This window comes from Allobosea sp. P1_A7 (assembly GCF_056406775.1).
Genome location: NZ_JBFTZN010000463.1, coordinates 1 through 2,774 on the forward strand (window position 1 = coordinate 1; position 2,774 = coordinate 2,774).

General features: G+C 66.6%; 3 protein-coding genes and 1 pseudogene. All 4 read left to right on the forward strand.

Annotated elements, in window-relative coordinates; translation table 11 throughout:
• Window positions 1-192 (forward strand): annotated as a pseudogene (locus tag AC1D34_RS36250) (outer membrane protein); the annotation flags it as partial.
• 342 nt (window positions 193-534) lie between these two features.
• The gene (locus AC1D34_RS36255) at window positions 535-960 is read left to right on the forward strand and encodes a hypothetical protein (RefSeq protein WP_476826872.1); all 426 of its coding nucleotides are present in this window, start codon (window positions 535-537) and stop codon (window positions 958-960) included.
• 16 nt (window positions 961-976) lie between these two features.
• The gene (locus AC1D34_RS36260) at window positions 977-1,555 is read left to right on the forward strand and encodes an OmpA family protein (RefSeq protein WP_476776646.1); all 579 of its coding nucleotides are present in this window, start codon (window positions 977-979) and stop codon (window positions 1,553-1,555) included.
• Window positions 1,556-1,621: 66 nt separating this feature from the next.
• Window positions 1,622-2,774 (forward strand): DUF3300 domain-containing protein (locus AC1D34_RS36265; protein ID WP_476826873.1); only part of this gene is annotated, 1,153 nt, incomplete at its 3' end.

Here is a 2,774-nt window from a genome sequence, read left to right on the forward strand (position 1 = left end):
GTCGAATACGCCTTCACCAATAACTGGACGGTCAAGCTCGAAGGTCTCTACGTCGATACCGGCGAGGGCCGACAGACCCGGGTCTTCCAAAACCCCGCGGGCGGCGTGCTCCCGGCCGGAATCTATACCGCCACCACCAGTGGCGGCGGCGGCGGCGGGATCGTTCGCGTCGGCGTGAACTACAAGTTCTGAGCCGGACACTCTGGATCTGCAAACAGCCCGGCCCATGCGCCGGGCTGTTTCTCCCTTCATCCGACCGCGCCACAAGCGCGGCCTCTGTTCGCCCCCTGTCACGACGAAACTCGGAAGCTGCCGACATTCTCTAATGCCGGCGCTCGAGATGTCTTCGCGCTCGCCCTGATCGATCAACTCATCCCCCTGGCGTTTTCCGGCGCCAAGAACGCCGGTCTCGCTGAAATCGCCTGACCGCTTGATTGGCTGGAACCTTCGGATACGCTCTCTTTTCTGACCTCCCCCTAGGGCGGGCAGAAAAGAGAGCGCAAGGGATTACCGACCGAACACAGGGAGACGATCGTGAGTCTACGCAGAGCCCTCGCCGCAACCTGCCTGCTAACTAGCCTGGTCATCCCACTGGCCGGTTCCGCCCAGACGCTCACCTTCGCCGAAGCCTATGATCGGCTGGCGAAGTCCTGCGGTTCGGACATCGACAAGCTTTGCTCGAAGGTTTCGCTTGGCGGCGGCGCCGTCAAAACGTGCCTTGATCGGAACCAGGCGCGGCTATCGGTGGGCTGCAAGGCCGCTTCGGCCGAAGTCTTCCAGTCGCTCGCGAAGCGGGCCAATGCCCAGGCTGCCGCAGTCAAGGTCTGCGAGCGCGACCTTGGTCAATATTGCAGCGGCGTGCAGCCCCATGACGGCTACAGGCTGCAGTGCCTGCTGACCGCGTCCAAGGTCGTCAGCAGCGGCTGCAAGCAGGCCATCGTCGATGCCGGCTGGAACTGAAGGGACAATGCACCCGATGAAGCCCATCGCCCTCGTCTTTTGCGCGGCAATCGCCCTCGCCCCCGCAACCGTGCACGCCCAGGAGCGGCTCAACGACACGCAACTGATCGAGACGCTGAACGTCCTCGACCAGTCGAAATCCATCGACGTCGCCGCGCTCCGGCGCCGGGCCGTCGACAGTGTCGCCGCCAACCGCGGGCCGGATGCCTCGCTGCGCGAGCCTCTCTCGCAGGAACTGGACAATCTCTCGCAGTTTACGGTCGAGATCCAGTTCCGGACCGGCTCGGCGGTGATCCGCCCTGCATCATTCCGCACGGTCGGCGTGATCGCCGACTCCCTGCTTCACCCGACCTTGCGGGAATACAAGTTCCTCATCGTCGGCCACACCGATGCGGTCGGCGACCGCAAGTCCAACCTGACGCTGAGCCAGAAGCGGGCCGATGCTGTTCGCGACGCGCTGGTCACCACATTCGGCATCGCCCCCGCCAGGATTGTCTCGGTCGGCCTCGGCGAAGAGCAGTTGCAGAACCGGAAGAACCCGGACGCAGCAGCCAATCGGCGCGTCCAGATCGTGAATGTGGGTCGTTTCAGATAGGGGCCGGACGGTGATGGACCGGCTTGTTTGCAGACATTTGAGCGCGAGGACGGCATGCGACACGGAATGATCGCCCTATCCGCAATGGCGCTGGTGCTGGCTCCAGCCAGCGCCATTCTCCCGGGCCTCGGCGCCGCCTTCGCCCAACAGGCCGCACCAGCGCCACAGGCTGCACCGGCGCAGGCAGCGGACACGGTCTTCACCCGTGCGGAGATCGAGCCGCTGGTGAAGCCGATCGCGCTCTACCCCGACCCGCTGCTCGCCCAGTTGTTGCCGGCCTCGGCCTATCCGCTCGATATCGTGCAGGCGGCGCGCTGGATCGAGCGCAACAAGGCGGCCGTCGAGAAGGCCGACTTCACGGCAGCCGACGCCATGAACTGGGATGCCAGCGTCAAGGCGCTGATCCGGTTTCCCGACCTGATCAAGCAGATGAACGAGAACCTCGAYTGGACGAGCGATCTCGGCGACGCCTTCGTCTACCAGCCGACGGATGTCGCGGCCGTCATCCAGGATCTCCGAGCCCAGGCGGCAAAGGGTGGAGCCCTGAAGTCGACGCCGCAACAGACCGTCGTCCAGAAGACCGAGGGATCCAGCAACGTCATCTATATCGAGCCGGCGGAACCGGAGGTGATCTATGTTCCGAGTTACGACCCCGGCGTCGTCTACGAGCCGGTCGCCTCCGCCGTMCCGGGCGCGCTCCTGACCTTCGGGACGGCCATCGCCGTCGGCGCCGTGATGTACAACAACCCGTGGAACTGGGGCACCGGCGCGGTCTATCCGCCGCGCTGGCCGGGTTATCCCGGCTACCGGCCCGGCTATCCCGGCGCACCCGGGCGCGGAAACATCAATATCGGCAACGAGATCAATATCGGCGGCGGCAACACCATCGGCAGCGGGAACAACATCGGCAACACCAAGCCGTGGCGGCCCGACCCTGACCGGTATCGGCCCGGGCAGGGCTCCAAGCCCGGCCTCGCCCGCCCCGGCGGYCCAGGCCGCCCAGGCGGTGTTGGCGGACCGGGAGGCCCAGGCGGCGTTGGCCGGCCAGGCGCCCCGGGTGGCGTTGGCGGCATTGGCGGCCCCGGGCCGGCTGGCGGCGTTGGTGGTCCCGGAGGGCCCGGCGGCATCGGTGGCGTCGGCGGCCCAGGCGGCCCGGGCGGTGTCGGTGGTGTTGGCGGCATCGGTGGCCCAGGMGGCSCRGGCGGCGTCGGTGGAGCAT

Bases quoted from the DNA above. Each gene is read 5' to 3' on its own strand.
- AC1D34_RS36260 (WP_476776646.1), top strand. From the start codon at position 977: ATGAAGCCCATCGCCCTCGTCTTTTGCGCGGCAATCGCCCTCGCCCCC.